We start from the raw sequence: 18,529 nt of genomic DNA, 5'->3' as shown, positions 1-18,529 counted from the left end.
AAGCTGGATGCAAATCCAGCCCTTGGGGTGTTTTTCATGGTGCTGTATGGCGAGACGTTCAAGCGGGTGTGGTTCGCGTTTCTTCTGCCGCGCGTTGCGAGGACGGTATGAGATGTCGCCGATGCTGTGGCGGATGATGAATCCGGAAAGGGGTGGGCCTGGCTCCTGTCCTGGCCGAGCCGGGCTGATGTCAGCCGTTAGGCATACGGACAATTGATCACGACGTAAACGACATTTTTCCCTCATTTCAGGCTCGATGGCGCTATTCGAGGGTTCTCCGTAAAATACGACTTTCCGGGGTTTTCATATAACGACTTCGTCATGCATCGAATCGGATTCTACGTTTGCAGTGGCTACGATGTGCTCGATCTGGGTGGGCCACTGTCGGCCTTCAATCAGGTGGCCATGGCGGCGGGCCATACGCCCTATGATCTCCATGTCATCTCGCAGTCCGGCGGGCCGGTTCCCGGCAACTCGGGCGTCTCGATCGAAACGAAACCGGTCGGACGGCGTACGTTCGACACCGTCATTTTCGTGGGCGGGGATATCGAGCCGATGCAGGCACCGGAGAACATCGCCGCCGCCAGGAAACTGGGCGCCCGCGCCTCGCGGGTGGCAAGCGTGTGTACGGCGGCGTTTCTGCTGGCGGAAACCGGCTTGCTGGACGGCTTGAGAGCCACGACGCACTGGCTATACGCGGCGCAATTGCAGTCGCGTTTCCCGCGCACCCGGGTCGAGGGCGACTGTATCTATATCGAGGAGGGCCGGATCTGGACGTCGGCGGGCATCGCCTCCGGAATCGACCTGGCGCTCGGCATGATTGAAAGGGATATGGGCGCGGAGGTTGCGCGCGCTGTCTCCAGGCTTCTGGTGGTTCCGTATCGTCGACCGGGCGGCCAGTCCCAATTCTCCGCGATGTCGCAGATGGAGCCGGAATCGGATCGTATCCGCATCGCGTTGAATTTTGCCAGGGAGCATCTGGCTGAAGCGTTGCCTGTCGAACGGCTCGCCGATGCCGCAAACCTGAGTTTGCGACAGTTCGGACGGGCATTTCGCCGGGAAACCGGTGAAACACCGGCCAAGGCGGTCGAGCGCTTGCGAGTCGAAGCGGCGCGGCTGCGCCTGCAGGGCGGTAGCGAACCGATCGAACAGATTGCGTTGGCGGTAGGATTCACCGATCCGGAGCGGATGCGGCGGGCCTTCATCAAATTGCATGGGCACCCGCCGCAAGCGATTCGACGAGAGAGCCGATCGAACGGCGCGCGCTGATCGACTCCCGGACGATCGGCGCGCTGCCTATGAATGTCCGTTTAACGGACTAGTGGTGCTTTGAGCAGGTCATGACCTGTTTCGCACGATGCTCAATGGTCATTCGCGGTCAGCGGACCGTAGTCGTTCCACATGTCGCGATGCAGCTTCCAGGCGCCGCCCTGCTTCAGAAAGACGAGCGTCTGCTTGCCGCGGTATTTGAGCTTTCCATCGTTGTCATGGATCTCCGCATCCGAAACCTCCGTCACGATCCGGTCGTTACCGTAGAACTCGTAGTTGCTGAACGATACGGTGGCAGGCTTCGATCCGGCATACCCCTTGGTGAAGTACTCGGTGATCGCGCTGCTGCCCGTGATCTTGTCGCCGCCGGGCGGCAAGAGTGCGCCGTCGCGGGTATAGAGGCGACCGATTGCTTCGTAGTCTCCTCGCGCAAAGGCATCCGCCCATCGTGCATTCTCGGCTTTGATGGCCGCTTCGGGCGGACGTTGCGAACCACCGGCAATCGCCGGCGTTGCAAACGCGAAAAAGGTGACGCAGGCTGCTGCAAGTGCAGTAGCGAAAATACGATTCTGTTGCATCGAGTGAATTCCGGTCATGGCTTGAATTGAGAGGACTACGAAAATTATCGCGGCGAGCAGGCGATGTCGGAGCCGGTGATCATCGAGACCTGAAGATGGTCCTTACACATTGCCTGCGCATGTTTCACCGAACGCCTGGAATGCGTGCGAGCCCCCTGGATGCGCCAGGCAATTCCTTGTCGACCATCGCGACGACTTCCGGCCGCGCGTCTCTGGGATGGCCGGAGTGGAACGGCGGCGCGGGGTCATATTCGATCACGAGTTGCGTGAATTCGGCGGCCTGTCGACCGCGCAGTTTCTCTGCAACGCGAAGCGCGAAGTCGATGCCCGCCGTCACGCCGCCGCCGCTCATGAACCGGCCGTTGTCGTCTTCCACGAAACGATCGGGAACGGGAATGGCACCGTATTCGGCCAGCTTGTTGACGAAGGCCCAATGGCAGGCGCTTCGCTTGCCCTTGAGAACGCCCGTTGCGGCGAGCACGAGCGAGCCGTTGCAAACCGACGTAACGTGCTTGGCGCTTTCTGCGAGGCGCCGAATCTGCGCTTGATACGCGGGTTGCATCGGTGCCGACAGATCGGACCCGCCAGGGACCAGGAGCACGTCGGCCTTCTCGATATCGGCCAGCCGCTCGGTCTTGCCGTACACGACGCCGAATTCGAGCGTCACGTTGCCGCCGTTGAGGCTCGCGTAGCGCACGTTCGTATTCGGCAGTCGATGGAAGATCTCGCTGGGGCCGGCGAAGTCGAGAAGCGTCCCGCCGTCGTAGTTGACGATCAGGATATTGAGCGGTTCATTCGGGGCAAGTGCGCCCTCGCCGCCAGCCTGCGCAAGAGCAGGGGGTACGTGCCCAAGCAATGCGCCTCCGCCCAGGACGGCGCCGAGGGTGGCGACGCCGCCAAACTTGAGCGCATCGCGGCGCGAACGGCCTGCTCTCGTGAGCGGCGTTCCGGAAGCATTGTTTTCGTTACTGTCGGTCAAGATCGTTTCTCCTTGCACTTCGGCCCCGCTGCGAGCGCAACCAGGCTGGGCCGGATTGAATGGCCGCCGCGACGAACACCGTGGCGGACGTGAGATGAGGATGTGGATGAGCCGGGAAGACGTGTAGGGCTCAGGAATCGGGCGCGGCCGGCTTAAAGCTGCGAGGCGCCGCCATCGACGACCAGTTCGGTGCCGACGACATACGCGGATTCGTCGCTGGCGAGATAAAGCGCCGCGTAGGCGATGTCCTCGGCCTGGCCCATGCGGCCCACCGGAATGGCTTTGGCGAACTCGGCCTTGCGGTCGCGAACCCATTCGTCGGGCATGCCCCACTTGGAGAGCAGGGGCGTGTCGATTGCGCCGGGAGCGATCGCGTTGAAGCGGATCTTCCGGTCGAGAAACTCGTAGGACCAGCTGCGGGCGAGCGATCGGACGGCGGCCTTCGCTGCCGCCGTCAACGAGATGCCATGCTGGCCGGTCTGCGCGACGAACGATGTATTGAGAATGACCGACGCGCCCGCTCGCAGGTCCGGCAGCACCGCCTGAAGCGTGACCACCACGCCCTTGACGTTGACGTCCATGATCTTGTCGTAGAGTGCGTCGTCGATGTCGTTGACTGCGGACGGGAAAGCCCAGCCCGCATTCGCGAACACGACGTCCAGGCCGCCGAACTTCTCCTTTACCTCGGCGGCAATCGCCCGCATGTCCTCGAGCGAACGGACGTCGCCCTTGAGAACGAGCGCATTCTCGCCAAGCTCGGCCTTCACCCGCTCGAACACCGCATCGTCGCGGCCCGTAACCGCTACCCGGGCGCCTTCCGCAATGAACAGCTTTGCGGTTGCGAGACCGATGCCGCTGGTACCGCCCGTGATTAACGCTGACTTGTTTTTAAGCCTCATCTTCTGCTCCATTTTTACGTCGTGATTGATCAGGCCGAGGGCTCGAAACGCAGTCGCGTTTGTGTGCCTTTTCCGGCTTGATCTTCCACGTGCAGTATGGAATGCGAGGCGTATGGCGCAAAGGTCGTATAACCCTCAAAATGCGCCACTCAATTCAAACTGGTGAATAACGCGGTTCGGCGTTTGGCGGGGGCATCGTGCGTTTGTGCGATTCACGTGCGGCCTCGCAGGCGGGAGGAACGTGTGTGGGGCGGCTTGCGCGGCGATCGGGCGCGCAGTGGTCGAGATGCAGATGTCCGCGCGATGGCGGCGAGCAGTGCGGCTTCGGCGTAAATCGGCCGGCGGATGGTGGGAACGCAATGTCACGCATTGGCCGGGCAACGTATGTCCAGATGCCTGCTCATATGTAAAAATTTGGACTTGATTGGACAGACGATGTCAGATCGCATCCGGCTCAGTTCGGCCAGCAGCGGTCAGTCGACATGGACGCCTGCATTGGTGAAAATCGATCAGACTCGCCTTGTACGTGACCTCCCCAACCAGGTTGAGCAACGTCTCAAATGAAATCGCCCTCGTTAGTCAAGCCGCTTGAACACCCTTTGGATGCATTCTCGTCGAGCATCGATTCCGCTCGCGAAGTTGTCTTGGCTGGGCTACGATGGCCTACTCCATATTGGTGTGACCTTGCGATCGGTTGGTTGGAACAAGGTCTAGCCGTTGACGACGAGATAGGCGGCATACTGCGGGAAATTTCCCAGAACCGACGTTTTCCTCAGAGTCTGCGACATCGTGCGTTTGCACTACATGTACGATTCACGAGGAACCGGGCAGCCGGATAGTCGGTAGGTCCACGGTGGCCCGATTTCTTGGGCGAGCGCGAGGGGTTCCGTTCCATCTTGGCTGCAATAGGAACACACAGTCACGTCGGCGAATGATCTTCTTTCTCGTGTGCCAACGCAGCTTGCGCAGTGTAGAAAGGCTCAAGACAGGGAAAACGGCTATGCCGCTTGAAACGGTGCGACTCGATCGCGTTTTTAGTGTCGTACAGACGTCGCAGAACCGTAAGCAGGTCACGCTGTTCGGCTTCGAAAGTGCAAGTCACAAGGAGTACTCGGTAGCTGCACCCGGCAAGCCCCGTATCGAATCAGGAATGACGATTACCGCTTATCTCAAAGAGGCCGGAAACTGGCAGACGTTGATCGGGTGGCGCGACCATGAGAACGGTGAGATCGTGTGCGAGCCGGAAGGTGGGGAAATTTTCCTTTGCGTGTGGAGCATTCTGGCTTTTTGCATGACAGTGCGCGGCTTTTGGGACCGGTCACTGACTATGTCGGTAATCGCGGTGTTTATGATAGCCGTATTCGGGTGGGGCATTCGGAACATCCGCTTTCTGCGGAAAGTTCGCCGCGAGTTGGAGGCGTCAGCGCCTCTCGGCGATATACAACACAAATCCTAGCCGAAGCGAGTTCGTCTGTCTCGGCTCGGCCAATTGGAGAGACTCGACTCGATCCCGGCAATGGTTGACAATGCCTCGCTCCGCAAATCAGTAGCTGAGTGCATGGGTGGCTGATGACGTGATCACTAGTCCGGGAGATGCTTGGATGAGAACCCTGTTGGGCTATCTGCATGAGGTTTGGCTGTGTCCTGACGAGTACGGCAACCTGCTTCCAGCATGCATTCCCAGCGGGCCGGACGGTGATGCCGCCCGCGCGCTCAACGAGCCGGAAAGTGAATGGGTCTGGACGTTTTGGGCGCATTCGCATGCCGAGACGATGCGCGTTTACTATGAATTCGTTGGCTACGGAGTCTATGTCGTGCAGAACGACGTCGACTATCAACCTTATTCACCCGATGTATGTGAACGTCAGATAGCCTACTTGCGTCGGAAGTGACGCGAGGTCCGCATGGAAATCAAATGACCGCGCCGAGAATGCTTGAAAGACCGCTCCGGGGCGACTTCAACCGACCGCCACGCGCGGAGCCTGCCAAGAGCAGTCGTCGAGCGCCCGAGGTCGAACGATGGCCTGCAGGTCCGTCTATTCGCAGACTGCAAGTCTCCTTTACAAGATTGGAAAACTAAGCGATGTCCTGGTGGAAGCGTCTTTTACGAAACGGATCGGAAGCCCCGGCGCCAGCAACCGCGTCAGGTGACGCACTTGAACTTCGCACGGGTACTGCCGAGTTCGAAGCATTTATTGCTTTCGCCGAAATCGAATCGGGCGAGAAACTCACGCACGGTGCCGAGCACTTGGCCAATCTGCTCACCTATGCACCTGCGCGCCCGGAGTGGCTGAATCTGGCGAGACGTTATGCAGAACGCGCGGGTGGTCGAGCGGATGAAGTCTTGCTGCCGGACACCGAGCACCACTACGCGTCGACCGAAGCGCTTCGGGCGTTGTTCTGGGCGTGGCAAGGACGACTGCCGGAGGCGGTCGATCGCCTGTTGCAGGCACAGGCCGCCCTCCAGCCGACGGACTACTTGAACACGTGGGCACTCGAATGGCTTGAACCAGCCGGCGCGCTGGAATCCCTCCCTGCAAACCTGCAGATGCGTTTGTTCGGCAACGTCATTTCACGTACCCCCGAAGCCTCGATATCCGGCGCGCGTCAGTTGCACGATGCGCGACGATGGGCCGCCCTGTCAGCGCGGGTCGTGCCGTCGGAAGCGCTTCGCCAACAGTGGCCGATGCTGCGCCTTGGAATCTTGCGCCGCGCCGGGGAATTCGACGAGGCACTACGATTGGCTGGCTCGCTGGCCGAGATTCAAGATTGGTTCACCGCCGTTGCACGTGGTCTGGTTCTGCGACAAATGCGTTGCCCGGATGATGCCGAGCACGCTTTTCGCAAAGCCATCGAGATCCGCCCTGACGATATCAGTGCGTATCTCGAAGCCGCCGATACGTGGTTGGAGTGCGAAGGGTGGTCCGCCGCGCGGGGTTGGTATGAAGATGTACTGCGACAAGAGCCGGGACATGCGTGGGCGCAGCCGTCACGCTTCTATTGCCAGTGGAAGGAGACCGCGGACGACACCTGGTTGGAGCAAGTTGTCGGTCTGGCCCGCGAGGGCAATGAGCGCGCCAATAGCTTGTGGTTTCGAGCACGCGGCGCATTGCCTGAACCGCAGGATGCTTGCGCGAACGTTCTTCGACAACTCCGTGATCGATTCATTCAAACAGGTCACCCTGTCGATCCGGGCGGGGACATCAGCCTAAAGGTCTCGTCTCTGGAAGCGCCTAGCAATGCTTTGGCGTTGCGTCTGGAGTTGGCATCCCATGGCCGAGAGGCATGTACCGTCCACATCGTTGCGGAGGGCATTCCGTCTCCCGACCCGCGCCAACCGGTTGCGCCTGTCGGGTATCCACTTTGGCGCTACGAAGGTGATCAAGCGACTCCCGCATTGCCGTCGCCTTCCTTGCGCATCCTGGAGACGGTATCGGCGCTGGCCCTCGAGCCGTTTTCACCACCGAGAAACTGGGCGCAAGCGAGTCATGTTGCTGTTGCGCTCAACGAGGACGAAGTCCTTCAGGTATTCGCGTGTATCGTGCATCCACCGGCCATACCGGAGGGCCGCGCACAATCAATCTCGGCGCTTACGTGGTTGACGCGGGTGCAGATGGTTGCCTTGCAGATCATCGCGCAGCATGGCACCGATTGGGAGGGCTCGCTTCGCCGGAGCCTGCTATATAGCGCTTTGCTCGGGCCCAGCGACTGGGCGACGATAGCGGCAATCAAGACGCTTGCCTGGGTATCCGTCACGCAACGAGCCAACGCGCTGGATATTCACCGGCACTTCGAGCGGTTGGAGGCTTGGCGGCCGGATTCCGGATACTGCTGCTGGCTTGGGCCGCTATATCAAGGCTGGTTGGAGTTGCCCATTCTGTCTGACCATGAACGGGAAGCATTGAACGGTAAATTGAAGAACCTCAATGACGATTGAGTGTCCGCTTGGGGGCGGTTTCTGTTGCTCACGGCCGGCAGTTGCCGGCCAGCTTCGGTCGTTCGACGCCGTGACTCAAATCGTCCAAAATTGCCCTCACGAGCATCTCAAAGCCGCATACCAACAAAATGGTTCGCCGTCGCTCGATAGCCGTCTATCGACGACACATTAGATAAAGCAGATCAGCCCGGGGGATACGTGACTATTCAGAGTGCAATTGTCCGGGCGGCGGCATTGGCTGCCGTGCTTTACGCCATGAATCGCCTTAAAGGGCGGCGCAATGCCGGCGATATCATGCCAAAACCGACGAATGTCACGACCCGGCGCGTTGCAGGGATTGTGACAGGGCTGATCATATTTGCCTTGATTGCATACTCTGAGCGGCATCTGATAGCGGCGACTTTCGGTTAGCAGCGAAGCGCAGGCTTTGACGGAGTGGAAGCAAGATGATCCGCGACGCTTTGTACTTCCTTTCGAACTGTTCGAAGGTCTGCTCAAGGGTAGCAGGTGCTGATCGCGTCGGGTTGAATCCGCAAGCGAGATGGCTGTCTCTTCAGTGTCGCTTGTCGCCCTTTGCCTCGAAAATGGTGAGGCCCCTCGCGACCTGATCTGACTGTGTCTCCGTGTAGTTCGTTGAAAATTGGACTTTACAAAGTTGGTTGCGTTTTTTTAAAGTAAGTCAACGATATGTGCTTCAGTCGGCGCTGTCGACCTCGATCGACGCCAGAATTACTCCGATCGCCATATGAATGAGAAAAACAGGAATGGGAGCAAAAATGCATATCTACGCATCGGCGTCCAGCCCCCGTCGCGCAGCGCTCGGCGTCGCCATGGCGCTGACATTTTCTTGGTTCTCCGCCGCGCAAGCACGGAGTTGCGAACCGGATAGCGTGGCGCCCGAGTGCTTGCTGCAGCGTAGTCAAGATGAATTTCAGCAAGCAGACGACGAGTTGAACCGCACTTACCAAAAGGTTTTGAAGTTGATGTCTCGGCCACGTGACGAGTACGTCAACTATCCGGAACTCAAGGTGAAATTTGTCGAGGCTCAGCGACAATGGATCCGTTTTCTCGGTAACGAGTGTACCGCTTGGTATCTGATAAACGAGGCAGGCGCGGATCGTAATCTTGATCTGCTGACTTGTGAAATCGACAGAACACGTGATCGCACGCGTGAATTAAACGCGTGGCTTAAGCAAGTGAACCATGATTAGCGCAGCGGTAGACAGAGATAGCATTACCAGGTTGACGGATACTAGAGCGAGAGACTGGTTGGCTTAACGAACAAAAAAGCTCCGACCGCGACGATCCGAAGGCTATGCAACTGCCGTCGCCGCCTCGTTGATTGGATAGGGTCGTTATTCCGATGAGTTTTTTGCAAAATCGAGAACATCAGGGCGAAGATTCATCCCGGAAACCGCAGTTGATCGCTTGCCTCCGCCAGAGAAGCCTCGCGAACATTGACGTTGGCACTGACGGCCGCCTTCACCCACCCGGTGAGAGCGTTACGCACCCGATCGAGCAGCGCTATGGCACGCGGGTAGCGTTGCTCCTCCTTACCCACGCACCGCATGGCAGCCCGCTCGGGCGCGTCCAACGGCAGTTTCCAGGTTCATGGCAACTGATCGCGCGCTAATGAAGTCGCCCAGCGTTTCGACCACCGATCCAACGGAAGGAGCACTTCAAACAAGCTCCTTCCCATGGGCGTCGGCTGGTAGCCCTCGGCACCAAGCTCGACGAGTTGCGACTCGCGGAGTTCCTTGAGACGCGAGTTGAGGACACCAGGAGAAATGGACTCACACTGACCTTGCAATTCTCGAAACGTGCAGGGTCCGTCATGGCACAACTCCCACAATATTCTCATGGTCCAGTTGCGCCCGAGAAGATCGAACAGCGCCATAACGGGCTGGCCTGTGCGGGAGCCACGAACCGGATTGCCCGGGAGAGGTGTGTCGGCCACGTCTTTTGCTCCAAAGATGCTATCAAATCAGTAGCGCATGTCAGGAAAATTAGCTACATTCTCATTGCTATGAAAAGTGTAGCACGTGCCGAAGTAGTGGCTACGCCCCTCCCCAGCATCCGGTACCTGAACTCATGACCAAAGCGCGCGCCGTTCCCATGCCTGGCGACAGTGTGCTTGTGCCGCTCTACGCGGGTGCGGACCTGCTGGATGCCTTTGCAATTCAATTGCCGGCCGAAGCTAGCGACGATCTCGAGGTGCTGGCACGTATCGCGTTCGAGCACCAGGCGGGATGGATTCGTGTGCTCACGTGTATCCGCGATGTGGTGATGGCGACAGTCGGCGTCAAATCGTCTCGCGCCGTAGGTCTTGCCGGAGCGGCGCGTGGACCGGTGATCGGCTACTTACCGGTGCTGTCAAAGAGCGCGACGGAGTTGATCGTTGGCGCGGATGACCGGCATCTGGACTTTCGCGTCACCATCCAACTTCTCGCCGATGCGAAGAATGGGCGCGCGCTGCTTGCGGGCACGGTGGTGCATTGCCATAACAGACTGGGACGTATCTATCTTGCGACCATTGCGCCGTTTCATCGCGTGATTGTGCAGGCGAATTTGGAACGAGCAGTAAGGGAAATGAGGACTTGAGTATGCGTTGGCGGTAGGACGGTCGGAAACATGACCGAGCACGATGCAGAACGCCACGGTTGCTGGCGGCTGATCTCTTTCAATGCCGAGCACGCAACTTCATTCCTCGTTCTCGTAGCGCAAACGGTATCCCCCGCCCAGTCGCTCGATGCGTGCGAACCCGAGTTCCCCCAGATGCATGCCGGCGATCAAAAGCCCCTCCGAGCTGACCCGATCCAGAAGCTGTGACCGCGTCGCAACTGCCAGCGACGCATCATGATCGAACGCGATCGACACCTCCGGCCGCTGAACCTGGATATGCGGGAAATGAACCACATCCCCCCACACGAGAAGGCCTTGATCGCGGGATTCAAGCACATATCCGGTGTGTCCATCGGTGTGTCCCGGTATCGGCAGTGCGCTGATGCCGGGGAGCACCTGTCCTTCGTCGACCATGCGAAGCCTGTCGCCATAAGCATCGAACACCCGACGCGCCACCCCGAAATTTCCGCGTGCCCGCTCGCTGGCGCGACTCAGATTGCCGTCGTCCTGCCAGAACCGGATCTCTCGTTGATGCGCGACCAGCTCCGCATTCGGAAACGCGACCTGTCCTTCATCATTCACGAGCCCCCCGACGTGATCGGGATGTGCGTGGGTCAGCAGGATGGTGTCGATCGCAGCGGGCTCGATACCGGCAAGCACCAGGTTCGTCCTGAGTTGGCCGCCCCATTGCCTGAATCCGCCCGCCCCACCATCAATGAGAACGGTGCGGCCCGCGCCGCGTACGACGTAGCAATTGATATGCACGGCCGCGGGCTCTTTCTGCCCGGCGTCACGCTGCATTTTTGACGCCTCGTCCGAATCGATATTCGACAGGAAGTCGAGGCTGGCGGTGAGGTAGCCATCGCTGATGGCGGTAATCGTGAAATCCCCGACTTGCTGACCGGGAAAGGTAAGTGTGGCCATCGTGCTGCTCCGAATCGCCTAATTGCGGGCGTGAATGTTCGACGCGGTGTAACCAAAACACCGAATGCGCGCCGTGAGACCGGTGCGGCGAACGATCGCGTGATCCAGCGCTTCCATGAACCGGTTCATGACCGCCGGCGTGCGAGATGTCGCGACGCGATATCGAATGTTCGCGAAGACAGGATGTCCGTGCCCATGACGAACCCCCTGAAACATGACGTGGACGTTCTCGAGCTTCGCCTCGAGCACCTGCGTACAGAGCTGAACCGCGTCGCGCGACAGCTCGGCAAGATTTTCATCGGCCGGCATCCGCTTCGCATCGATCGAGAAAGTGACGTTTGGCATCGCGGGCCTACTCGTGGGCAGCCGAAAGGGAGCGTGCGCTCGTGAGCTGCTCCGTCATCGGCGCGTAAAGGTGAATGCCTTCCGCGCGTTCCTCGACAAACGGCATGCTGTTGCGCGGCACGACGGCGAGCCAGCGTCGTGCCGGAAACTGCTCCAGCGCAACGGCTTGCATGGCCAGCGGTTCGAGGCCCAACCGAATCAGCGGATCGGGGCCGTCGGCACTCAGCGCGAGGTGTTCACCTTCCTTCACTGCCGGGGCCAAACCGATATCGCTGTAGAGATTCCGGTGCCAGTCGGTGATGTGTTGCTGCCACTTCGCGAAATTGCCGCCGCCTTTCCGGCGATATTCGTCGCCGGTCAGGACATCGAGGCCGTCGATCGTGTGGATCGCCAGATAGACAGGGCAACCGCCGTTGATCGCCTTGAACCGCTGCGACGTGTGAAACCCCGTCACCGAGATCAGGGCGGGCAGCTTTTCAAGGCTGTAGAAGTCGTTCCATTCGGCTTCGCTGTCGAGGTCGGCGAAGCTGCATTCCACGGTGTAGATCATCGGATCGTCCTTTGAACAGGGTGCACATCCTTCAGCGAGCGCTTGATGGTCAGTGCATTGACGTAATGCTAAGCTCGCATTTCCGCGCGATAAAACGAAATAAAGTCAGCCTTCAGTGACATTTGATCAAGCTGACGTCGAACCCACCCTGACCGGCGAGACGCCCATGCCCCGCAAGATCCCGAGCAATTCCGCGTTGCAGGCGTTCGAAGCCGCGGCCCGACATGGCAGCTTTGCCCGAGCCGCCGAGGAGCTCGCGCGGACCGAGGGCGCCGTCAGCCGTCAGATCGGCCGGCTGGAGGCGTTCCTGGGCGTCACCCTGTTCGAGCGAATCGGCAATCGGGTACGGCTGGCGCCGAACGGTGCGCGGTATGCGGTGCAGGTTCGCGAGATTCTGGATCGTCTGGAACGGGACAGCTTGTACCTGATGGGGCAGCCCATCGAAGGCGCGAGCATCGATATCGCCGCCATTCCGACCTTCGCGACGCGCTGGCTGATCCCCCGGCTGAAACACTTTCAAGACCGGCATCCGAACATCACGGTGCATATCGCCGAACGGATGGAGCCGTTCCTGCTGGCCGGAAGCGGCTTCGACGCAGCCATCCATTTCGAGCATCCGGGATGGGCGGGGATGCATCTGCATCCGCTGCTGGAGGAAGTGCTGGTGCCCGTGTGCAGCCCGGCGTTGCTGGCAGGCGCTGGGGCGAGCCCGTCGCTGGATGCGCTACCCCGTCTTCACCGGCGGCAAAACCCGGACGCGTGGCAGGCTTATGCGCAGGAGGCCGGCATCGTGCTGACCAACTCGGCGGTTGGCGCGCGCTACGATCTCCATTCGATGCTGATCGAAGCGGCGCTGGCCGGCCTGGGTGTCGCGCTGGTGCCGCGCCTTTACATCGACGCGGAGCTCGAGCAGGGCCGGCTGGTCGCACCCTGGCCGGCGGGCAAGGCGGTCACGAAAAACTTCTGCCTCGTCCTGCCCGAGCCGATCGAACTGGCCGCGGGGCCGTTGCAGGCCTTCGCGGCGTGGATGCTGAACGAAGCCCGGGGATCGGCACCGCACGGCAGCGCGTGATCAGCGCGTGATGCGCATCGTGAAGCAGCCATCACGGCAGCGTTTCCCCGCCAGGCTGATTCGCTGACTGGGCGCAGGCCGTGCTCGGGTACACTCGGTGTCCCGTCACGCACGCGGCAACAGCATGGACAGTCAGCTTTGGATCATCTGCGGGCTTACCTTCGTCATCCATGTGATCGCGACACTGGCGTATGCCGTGCGGATCGCCGGCGTTCGCACCCGTCGTATCGCGTTGTCGTTCTCGTTGTTCGGGATCATCGCGCTGGTGTCCCGAACGGCCAATTCCTTTCAGGGGCCGTTCATCGCGAAGCGGGTTGAAATGGACATCGCGCATCGGATGGGGAGCGGGTTGCTGATCGACTTCCGTTGGTTCCTGCTGTCCGCCACCCTGGCGACCATTGCCGGGTCGTTCCTGATCCCGACGTTCCAGCGTTATTTCAGTCGCGCCGTCGAACACTTTCAGGTGAACCGCTCGATTCCCCGCCTGCTGCTGCACGCATGCAGTCGTGCGGGGATCAACTATCTGCGCATCGGCGCACGACTGCCGTCGAGCCAGAACGTCACGCAACTGACCGCGAGCACGGGCGTGTCCTGGCGCGTCATCGCGCTGAACGTTGCCGCGATGGCGATATGGACGGTCGGCGTGTTCGCGTCGCTGTATGCGGGCTACCTGAAACCCGATCTGAGAGTGACATGCGCGAATCTGTCGTCCGTCATCAACGGTTTCGCGACCGTCGTGCTGGCGGTCGTCATCGATCCGCAGGTTTCCGTGATGACCGACGACGTCATCGAAGGGCGGATCTCGGAAAACAGCTTTCGGCGGGCCATCACGACACTCGCGGGCGCGCGCGTGCTCGGCACGTTGTGTGCGCAGGCGGTGCTCGTTCCTGCCGCGCTCGTCATCGTGCGCGTCGCCGAGCTGATCTAGCGCGGCAACCGGCATCCTCGCCCATCGTCCATCGCCCATCGCCCATCGCCATGAAACCCGTTGCTGTCGTGTTGCACGGCCCGACCAGTGCAGGGAAGAGCAGTCTGGCCAGGGCGCTCCAGCAGGGCTCGGACGTGCCGACGTTTCACGTATCGCTCGACGCGTTCGTCGAAATGTCGCGCCGGCGTGACATGCGCTCGGACGAGGAGTTGAATCAGGCACTGAGACTTCACCAGCTCAACCTGCAGTCGACGCTCGCGCGGATCGCGGCCAGCCATTTCGAGATCGTGCTGGATCTCGTGCTTCGGGATCTGTCCGCGCTCGACGAATGCATTGCGGCGCTGTCGCCTCGTCAGACCTTCGTCATAGGCGTTACGTGCCCGCTGGATATCCTCGAACAGCGCGAACGCGCGAGGCCGGATCGCGGTGAAGGCATGGCCCGCTCCCAGTTCGGGCATCCGGCCTATTCGCGACCCTACGCGCTATGCATCGACACATCGACATGCACGCCGGAAGAGGGCGCGCGCCGCATCCGTGCCCACGTCGACGCGCAGCGTGAATGATCGTCGACGGGTTTGATCCGGACAGGCCGGGTTCTCCTTTAAACTCGCCGGCACCGAATGTCATCGGCCGCACGGATTATGTCGTTGGCGCGCGACAAATCGTATTGTGCCGACAAGCGGGGGATTCGCGATGAAACCGATTCCCAAGCTTTTGTGCCGATCGCCGTTTTTCCACGTTTCAAACGGATTTCAAACGGATTGACGCGCCGACAGGCCGAGCGGGCCCGTTCTGGCGGCAGCGCGGGCGGTTGCTGGCCCGTCGTGTCCAGACAGGGGATTCATGGATTGAATGCGCGCCGATTCAAAATATAAATTTTGGAAAGACTCTGGCACGGGATATGCTTCGCAGTTCTTATCCGATTCGAACATGCGCCGGATATTCGTCAGGAGGATCAGGCAAGGGCATGAACCGGCTTGATCTGACAAGACGATTATTTAGAGGACGGACAGTTTGTGAAATCGGCGCGGCAGTGCGAAGCTGCGCGCGGAGCAACGTCGTACACGGATTGAGTTGGGTGACTTGAAACGCGGGCCGTAACTCCTTGCGACGGCCACTACTGACAGTTCAGGATATGACATTACTGATTGGGGTCCCTCTGGAGACGGCCAACGAGGAGCGGCGCGTAGCGACTGTTCCCGACGTGGTCGAAAAGCTGATCAAGCTCGGGTTCTCCGTGGCCGTGCAAAGCGGTGCCGGCACCGGCGCGAACTTCAGCGACGACGACTACCGTACCGCCGGCGCCGAAGTCGTGGCGTCGGCCGCCGATCTATGGGGCCGCAGCGATATCGTCCTCAAGGTGCGCCCGCCGAGCAGCGAGGAAGTCGCGCTGATGCGTGACGGCGGCACGCTGGTCGGCTTCGTCTGGCCGGCGCAGAACCCCGAACTGATGCAGCAGCTGGCCGCGAAGCGGGCCACGGTGCTGGCCATCGATTCGCTGCCGCGCACGCTGTCGCGCGCGCAGAAGATGGATGCACTCACGTCGATGGCCGGCGTGAGCGGCTACCGCGCCGTCATCGAGGCGGCCCATGCGTTCGGCCGTTACTTCAACGGCCAGATCACGGCCGCGGGCAAGGTGCCGCCGGCCAAGGTGTTCATCGCCGGCGCGGGCGTCGCCGGCCTTGCGGCCATCGGCACGGCCGCGGGCCTGGGCGCGATCGTGCGCGCCAACGACACGCGCGCGGAAGTGGCCGACCAGGTCAAGTCGCTCGGCGGCGAATTCGTCAAGGTCGACTACGAGGAAGAGGGCTCGGGCGGCGGCGGTTACGCGAAGGTGATGAGCGAAGGCTTCCAGCAGGCGCAGCGCGCGATGTACGCGCAGCAGGCCAAGGATGCGGACATCATCATCACCACCGCGCTGATTCCCGGCAAGCCGGCGCCGAAGCTCATCACGGCCGAGATGGTGCAGTCGATGAAGCCGGGCAGCGTGATCGTCGACATGGCCGGCGAGCAAGGCGGCAACTGCGAGCTGACGGTGCCGGGCCAGGCCGTGGTCCGTCACGGCGTGACCATCGTCGGTTACACGGATCTCGCATCGCGCCTGGCGCGACAGTCGTCGACGTTGTATGCGACGAACCTGCTGCGCGTGATCGAGGAGCTGTGCAAGGCGAAGGACGGCACGATCAACGTCGACTTCGACGACGACGCGATCCGCGGCCTCACGGTCATCAAGGAAGGCAACGTGACCTGGCCGCCGCCGCCGATCCAGCAGCCGGTCGCGGCACCGAAACCCGCCGCGGCGCCGGTCGCGGCAGCCGCGTCCAAGGGCCACGGTCACGGCAGCGGCGCACCGATGTCGGCCAAGTCGCTCGCGATCGTGTTCGCGGTCGGCGCACTGGCGTTCCTGCTGGTCGGCCAGTTTGCGCCGGCCACGTTCCTGTCGCACTTCACGGTGTTCGTGCTGGCCTGCTTCATCGGCTACATGGTGATCTGGAACGTCACGCCGTCGCTGCATACGCCGCTGATGAGCGTCACCAATGCAATCTCGTCGATCATCGCGATCGGTGCGCTGGTGCAGGTCGCGCCGCCCCTGGGCGCGGCCGCGGCAGGCGACCGGCCGTCGGGGCTGATCCTGGGCCTGGCGGTGGGCGCACTGACGCTCACGGCCGTCAACATGTTCGGTGGCTTCGCCGTGACGCGCCGCATGCTGGCGATGTTCCGCAAGTAAGGAGACGACAACAATGACTTCCAACCTGACTACCGTCTCCTATATCGGCGCGGCCATCCTCTTCATCCTCAGCCTCGGCGGGCTGGCCAATCCCGAGACCGCGCGCCGCGGCAACCTGCTCGGCATGATCGGCATGCTGATCGCCGTGCTCGCCACGGTACTCGGCCCGCGCGTGTCGGCCGAAGGCATTCCGTATGTCGTGGCCGCGCTGGTCGTCGGCGGCGCGGTCGGCCTCTACGCCGCGAAGAAGGTGCAGATGACGCAGATGCCCGAACTGGTTGCGCTGATGCACAGCCTGGTCGGTCTGGCGGCCTGCCTGGTGGGCTTCGCCAGCTACATCGATACGTCGGTGCAGTTCGCCGGTGCAGAGAAGGCCATCCACGAAGTGGAGATCTATGTAGGCATCCTGATCGGTGGGGTGACCTTCGCGGGCTCGGTCATCGCGTTCGGCAAGCTCTCCGGCAAGATCGGCGGCAAGCCGCTGCTGCTGCCGGCACGGCACTGGCTCAACCTGGCCGCGCTGGTGGTGGTGATCGTGTATGGTCGCGCGTTCCTGCATGCGGAGACGATCCAGGACGGCATGACGCCGCTCATCGTGATGACGGTGATGTCGCTGCTGTTCGGCGTGCACATGGTGATGGCGATCGGCGGCGCGGACATGCCCGTCGTGGTGTCGATGCTCAACAGCTACTCGGGCTGGGCGGCGGCGGCCACCGGCTTCATGCTCGGCAACGACCTGCTGATCGTGATCGGTGCGCTGGTGGGCTCGTCGGGTGCGATCCTGTCGTACATCATGTGCCGCGCGATGAACCGCAACTTCATCAGCGTGATTGCCGGCGGCTTCGGTACCGGCAGCGGTGCGCCTGCAGCGTCGGGCGCCGGTTCGCAGCCGGCCGGCGAAGTGGTGGCGGTGAGCGCGCTCGAAACGGCCGAGATGCTGCGCGAGGCCAAGAGCGTGATCATCGTGCCCGGCTACGGGATGGCGGTGGCGCAAGCCCAGCACACGGTGCATGAACTCACGAAGGTGCTGCGCGAGAAGGGCGTCGACGTGCGCTTCGCGATCCATCCGGTGGCCGGCCGCATGCCGGGGCACATGAACGTGCTGCTCGCCGAGGCGAAGGTGCCTTACGACATCGTGATGGAGATGGACGAGATCAACGGCGATTTCCCTGAAGCCGACGTGTCGATGGTGATCGGCGCGAACGACATCGTGAACCCGGCGGCGCAGGAAGATCCGGCGAGCCCCATCGCCGGCATGCCGGTGCTCGAGGTGTGGAAGGCCAAGACCTCGATCGTGATGAAGCGCAGCATGGCGTCTGGCTATGCGGGCGTCGACAATCCGCTGTTCTACAAGGACAACAACCGGATGCTGTTCGGCGACGCGAAAAAGATGCTGGATGAAGTCTTCGGGGCGTTGAAGGCCTGACGGGAAGCAGGGGCGTGCGTGTGCACGGGTCGAACGGTAGCCGGCCATGGTGGCGGACAGCCGGTTGATCGGGGCCCGGCACGCCCGACATGCGCATCGGCAAGATCACGGAAGTGCGAGACGGGACGGGATGTTTCGCACTTCCGGCAAAAGCGGCGATCGATCGTCGGTGCGCAGATCGACGAACCACGCAAATGATGCCGGGCTGCCCGATGATCGGCGCGGCGAACGCAGGTGCTTCGTCAGTTGCCGGAATGGCGCTGGTTGGCCGC

At 61.3% G+C, this 18,529-nt stretch carries 18 protein-coding genes; 11 read left to right on the top strand and 7 right to left on the bottom strand.

Annotated elements, in window-relative coordinates:
- Window positions 1–321: 321 nt before the first annotated feature.
- On the top strand, window positions 322–1,269 hold the full coding sequence (locus tag HAV18_RS18410) for a GlxA family transcriptional regulator (RefSeq protein WP_166958286.1): 948 nt from the start codon (window positions 322–324) through the stop codon (window positions 1,267–1,269).
- A gap of 92 nt (window positions 1,270–1,361) precedes the next feature.
- On the opposite strand, the gene HAV18_RS18405 is transcribed toward HAV18_RS18410, so the two are convergent.
- The 3 genes from HAV18_RS18405 to HAV18_RS18395 all read right to left on the bottom strand — a co-directional run bounded on the left by HAV18_RS18405 (window position 1,362) and on the right by HAV18_RS18395 (window position 3,725).
- Window positions 1,362–1,847, bottom strand: coding sequence for a DUF4440 domain-containing protein (locus HAV18_RS18405; protein WP_166958284.1), 486 nt, complete (start codon window positions 1,845–1,847; stop codon window positions 1,362–1,364).
- Between the two features lie 124 nt (window positions 1,848–1,971).
- Window positions 1,972–2,826, bottom strand: a complete 855-nt coding sequence (locus HAV18_RS18400) for a DJ-1/PfpI family protein (protein WP_166958282.1) — start codon at window positions 2,824–2,826, stop codon at window positions 1,972–1,974.
- A gap of 152 nt (window positions 2,827–2,978) precedes the next feature.
- The gene (locus HAV18_RS18395; RefSeq protein ID WP_166958808.1) at window positions 2,979–3,725 is read right to left on the bottom strand and encodes an SDR family oxidoreductase; all 747 of its coding nucleotides are present in this window, start codon (window positions 3,723–3,725) and stop codon (window positions 2,979–2,981) included.
- 931 nt (window positions 3,726–4,656) lie between these two features.
- Between HAV18_RS18395 and HAV18_RS18390 the strand changes: the two genes are divergently transcribed.
- From HAV18_RS18390 to HAV18_RS18375, 4 genes are all read left to right on the top strand, one after another.
- On the top strand, window positions 4,657–5,181 hold the full coding sequence (locus tag HAV18_RS18390; protein ID WP_166958280.1) for a hypothetical protein: 525 nt from the start codon (window positions 4,657–4,659) through the stop codon (window positions 5,179–5,181).
- 145 nt (window positions 5,182–5,326) lie between these two features.
- A complete protein-coding gene (locus HAV18_RS18385; RefSeq protein WP_166958278.1) occupies window positions 5,327–5,617 on the top strand; it encodes a hypothetical protein in 291 nt (96 codons plus the stop codon).
- A gap of 191 nt (window positions 5,618–5,808) precedes the next feature.
- On the top strand, window positions 5,809–7,662 hold the full coding sequence (locus tag HAV18_RS18380; RefSeq protein WP_166958276.1) for a hypothetical protein: 1,854 nt from the start codon (window positions 5,809–5,811) through the stop codon (window positions 7,660–7,662).
- Between the two features lie 776 nt (window positions 7,663–8,438).
- Window positions 8,439–8,873, top strand: coding sequence for a lysozyme inhibitor LprI family protein (locus HAV18_RS18375; protein ID WP_243771696.1), 435 nt, complete (start codon window positions 8,439–8,441; stop codon window positions 8,871–8,873).
- Between the two features lie 398 nt (window positions 8,874–9,271).
- Here HAV18_RS18375 and HAV18_RS18370 read toward each other — a convergent pair whose 3' ends face one another.
- The gene (locus tag HAV18_RS18370) at window positions 9,272–9,559 is read right to left on the bottom strand and encodes a helix-turn-helix domain-containing protein (protein ID WP_166958274.1); all 288 of its coding nucleotides are present in this window, start codon (window positions 9,557–9,559) and stop codon (window positions 9,272–9,274) included.
- A gap of 194 nt (window positions 9,560–9,753) precedes the next feature.
- Between HAV18_RS18370 and HAV18_RS18365 the strand changes: the two genes are divergently transcribed.
- Window positions 9,754–10,263 carry a DUF2867 domain-containing protein gene (locus HAV18_RS18365; protein ID WP_166958272.1) on the top strand — a complete coding sequence of 170 codons (510 nt, stop codon included), beginning with the start codon at window positions 9,754–9,756 and terminating at the stop codon, window positions 10,261–10,263.
- Between the two features lie 99 nt (window positions 10,264–10,362).
- Here HAV18_RS18365 and HAV18_RS18360 read toward each other — a convergent pair whose 3' ends face one another.
- Genes HAV18_RS18360 through HAV18_RS18350 form a run of 3 tightly spaced genes read right to left on the bottom strand, consistent with a single transcriptional unit; the run spans window position 10,363 to window position 12,103 of the window.
- The gene (locus HAV18_RS18360; protein WP_166958270.1) at window positions 10,363–11,208 is read right to left on the bottom strand and encodes an MBL fold metallo-hydrolase; all 846 of its coding nucleotides are present in this window, start codon (window positions 11,206–11,208) and stop codon (window positions 10,363–10,365) included.
- 18 nt (window positions 11,209–11,226) lie between these two features.
- A complete protein-coding gene (locus tag HAV18_RS18355) occupies window positions 11,227–11,553 on the bottom strand; it encodes a hypothetical protein (protein WP_166958268.1) in 327 nt (108 codons plus the stop codon).
- A 7-nt stretch (window positions 11,554–11,560) separates the two neighbouring features.
- Window positions 11,561–12,103, bottom strand: coding sequence for a sugar ABC transporter (locus HAV18_RS18350; protein ID WP_166958266.1), 543 nt, complete (start codon window positions 12,101–12,103; stop codon window positions 11,561–11,563).
- Between the two features lie 166 nt (window positions 12,104–12,269).
- Here HAV18_RS18350 and HAV18_RS18345 point away from each other — a divergent pair, with 166 nt between their 5' ends.
- The 5 genes from HAV18_RS18345 (at window position 12,270) to pntB (ending at window position 18,257) form a co-directional block, all read left to right on the top strand.
- Window positions 12,270–13,175 (top strand): LysR substrate-binding domain-containing protein, encoded by a 906-nt coding sequence (locus HAV18_RS18345; protein WP_166958264.1) that lies wholly within the window; start codon window positions 12,270–12,272, stop codon window positions 13,173–13,175.
- A gap of 124 nt (window positions 13,176–13,299) precedes the next feature.
- Entirely contained in the window at window positions 13,300–14,103 is an 804-nt protein-coding gene (locus HAV18_RS18340; protein ID WP_166958262.1) for a lipid II flippase Amj family protein, read from the top strand.
- A 68-nt stretch (window positions 14,104–14,171) separates the two neighbouring features.
- The gene (locus tag HAV18_RS18335) at window positions 14,172–14,666 is read left to right on the top strand and encodes a phosphotransferase-like protein (protein WP_166958260.1); all 495 of its coding nucleotides are present in this window, start codon (window positions 14,172–14,174) and stop codon (window positions 14,664–14,666) included.
- A 572-nt stretch (window positions 14,667–15,238) separates the two neighbouring features.
- The gene (locus HAV18_RS18330; RefSeq protein WP_166958258.1) at window positions 15,239–16,831 is read left to right on the top strand and encodes a Re/Si-specific NAD(P)(+) transhydrogenase subunit alpha; all 1,593 of its coding nucleotides are present in this window, start codon (window positions 15,239–15,241) and stop codon (window positions 16,829–16,831) included.
- 13 nt (window positions 16,832–16,844) lie between these two features.
- Window positions 16,845–18,257, top strand: a complete 1,413-nt coding sequence (pntB, locus tag HAV18_RS18325; protein ID WP_166958256.1) for a Re/Si-specific NAD(P)(+) transhydrogenase subunit beta — start codon at window positions 16,845–16,847, stop codon at window positions 18,255–18,257.
- Window positions 18,258–18,529: the final 272 nt, after the last annotated feature.

The organism is Burkholderia sp. D-99 (genome assembly GCF_011605345.1).
GTDB lineage: Bacteria > Pseudomonadota > Gammaproteobacteria > Burkholderiales > Burkholderiaceae > Burkholderia.
This window is presented reverse-complemented; position numbering and strand designations above follow the sequence as displayed.

Coding starts and splice junctions, on each gene's coding strand:
- HAV18_RS18355 (WP_166958268.1), bottom strand. CDS start 11,553: ATGCCAAACGTCACTTTCTCGATCGATGCGAAGCGGATGCCGGCCGAT.
- HAV18_RS18385 (WP_166958278.1), top strand. CDS start 5,327: ATGAGAACCCTGTTGGGCTATCTGCATGAGGTTTGGCTGTGTCCTGAC.
- HAV18_RS18330 (WP_166958258.1), top strand. CDS start 15,239: ATGACATTACTGATTGGGGTCCCTCTGGAGACGGCCAACGAGGAGCGG.
- HAV18_RS18365 (WP_166958272.1), top strand. CDS start 9,754: ATGACCAAAGCGCGCGCCGTTCCCATGCCTGGCGACAGTGTGCTTGTG.
- HAV18_RS18350 (WP_166958266.1), bottom strand. CDS start 12,103: ATGATCTACACCGTGGAATGCAGCTTCGCCGACCTCGACAGCGAAGCC.
- pntB (WP_166958256.1), top strand. CDS start 16,845: ATGACTTCCAACCTGACTACCGTCTCCTATATCGGCGCGGCCATCCTC.
- HAV18_RS18395 (WP_166958808.1), bottom strand. CDS start 3,725: ATGAGGCTTAAAAACAAGTCAGCGTTAATCACGGGCGGTACCAGCGGC.
- HAV18_RS18345 (WP_166958264.1), top strand. CDS start 12,270: ATGCCCCGCAAGATCCCGAGCAATTCCGCGTTGCAGGCGTTCGAAGCC.
- HAV18_RS18390 (WP_166958280.1), top strand. CDS start 4,657: ATGATCTTCTTTCTCGTGTGCCAACGCAGCTTGCGCAGTGTAGAAAGG.
- HAV18_RS18375 (WP_243771696.1), top strand. CDS start 8,439: ATGCATATCTACGCATCGGCGTCCAGCCCCCGTCGCGCAGCGCTCGGC.
- HAV18_RS18340 (WP_166958262.1), top strand. CDS start 13,300: ATGGACAGTCAGCTTTGGATCATCTGCGGGCTTACCTTCGTCATCCAT.
- HAV18_RS18405 (WP_166958284.1), bottom strand. CDS start 1,847: ATGCAACAGAATCGTATTTTCGCTACTGCACTTGCAGCAGCCTGCGTC.
- HAV18_RS18370 (WP_166958274.1), bottom strand. CDS start 9,559: ATGGCGCTGTTCGATCTTCTCGGGCGCAACTGGACCATGAGAATATTG.
- HAV18_RS18380 (WP_166958276.1), top strand. CDS start 5,809: ATGTCCTGGTGGAAGCGTCTTTTACGAAACGGATCGGAAGCCCCGGCG.
- HAV18_RS18360 (WP_166958270.1), bottom strand. CDS start 11,208: ATGGCCACACTTACCTTTCCCGGTCAGCAAGTCGGGGATTTCACGATT.
- HAV18_RS18410 (WP_166958286.1), top strand. CDS start 322: ATGCATCGAATCGGATTCTACGTTTGCAGTGGCTACGATGTGCTCGAT.